Raw genomic sequence first — 1775 nt, forward strand, 5'->3', positions numbered from 1 at the left:
GTTACATTAGCAGTTACTCTGGCGGGGAGAATTTTTTTTCAAGGGAAAATAGTGGCCATAAAACACATCCTTTCTTAAATGAATTGAGAAGTTTTAGACGAACATACATGCGCATTTTCATTCTTGCTAGCATCTTTACCGCCCTCAACATCACGTCGTCCGAACCAGTAAAAAGGACATATTTATATTAAATCATTTATATTCATAATTTTCAATATTTTCAAAATATGTTTTCCGTTTAATTAATTGAACTAAATTCCTGATACTTAAGGTTTTGCAAAAAGGCAAAACATGAAAAAAAATACACTTAGACTGTCATGTCAACTGGTCCATAGGTTTAATTAACAAAAAAACTCCCGGAATCCAGACGTTTTATGTTTCACTAGACGTGATGCTAATCTGCCTACTGCGAACATAACTACTAAAAAACCCACATATTCTCATAGACCCTGCCCAGCTTTCAATAGGTTAATATAAAAATTTTGTATTAGCGAATAGCTTTTCAATTAAAAATAACAATGTGAGCAGATCATTAATCAACCGCAATCGCCCGAAGCATACAACAACACAATGTTTATTTATGCAAATAGATTCTCTTAATTCCATTGTTTGAAAAAAGACTCAAATCCTTGTAAGGATTTAAGCCTTAGATAGTTGATGGCCTGTGAGGGATTTAAACCCCCGACCTCACCCCTGTCAATTTTCCAAACTATCTTTTAAAACAGTATTTTTGCAAGAATAGAATACATTAATTCCAATTATTCAAGTTTCTAGAAATTCTGTGCAATTTTTTATCATTGAATAATAATTGAGATGAGGGTATGGTGTATTTTTTTTGCGAAACACTCCACATATCCAGAGTGTATGTTACAACACACGGAATATCGGTAATGGTTTACAACATCCATCCAGGCGCATTTTGCATAGACGGTGCATCTATATTTGGTCTAAAAATCAACCTTTACCAAGTACAACCCAGCTGCCTCCGCCATACGACCCGTTTGGATTCTTTCTTTTGACTCTAAAATACTTGGTATATTTTCAGCATCTATTTCACCCAACCCAACTTCTATCAACGTTCCGACAATCTTTCTAACCATATTATAAAGAAATCCATCCCCTCGCACTGTAATTTGGATGAAGCCGGCATTTTCTTCTATATCAATAGAATATATTTCACGCACCATGGATTTTTTCTTAGACTTTGCATTTGAAAAAGCAGTAAAATCATGTTCACCTATAAAATATTGACATGCTCTTTTCATTCTTGTGATATTTAGCTTTTTCTCAACATGCATACTGTACTTTCTCATGAAAGGATTTGTATATTGCTCGTTCCAGATCTTATATAAATAGGTTTTATCCTTAGCATTATAACGGGCATGAAAACGTTCAGGTACTAACATAACCTCCACAATGCTGATATCTTGGGGTAAATATCTATTCAAATAATTCATGATTTCAGATTCAGTCAGATTTTCACCAATCTTAAAATTGGCGATTTGAGCAAGAGCATGTACACCGGCATCTGTTCTGCTGCATCCGATGATTTCAATTTTTTCCCCTACCATTTCCGTTAATACATTTTCTATTTTTCCTTGAATCGTATCATCACTATTACCGAGTCGTTGCCAGCCCTTATAGCGCCCGCCATCATATTGAATTGTCAATTTATAATTGTTCATTTCTTCCTCCTTATTTTATTACCTTATAGTCTTCTAAACAGAAAAGTCTTGATAAAATACAAGCCCCCCATACAACTCCTGCTGTATGAG

The 1775-nt window shown here is 34.5% G+C and carries 1 protein-coding gene; it reads right to left on the bottom strand.

Annotated elements, in window-relative coordinates:
• Positions 1 to 947 precede the first annotated feature (947 nt).
• Positions 948 to 1685: a tRNA pseudouridine(38-40) synthase TruA gene (truA, locus tag AC1DUW_RS27665; protein ID WP_053345646.1), complete on the bottom strand. Its 738-nt coding sequence runs from the start codon at positions 1683 to 1685 to the stop codon at positions 948 to 950.
• Positions 1686 to 1775: the final 90 nt, after the last annotated feature.

This window comes from Peribacillus sp. P4_C12, assembly GCF_056402095.1.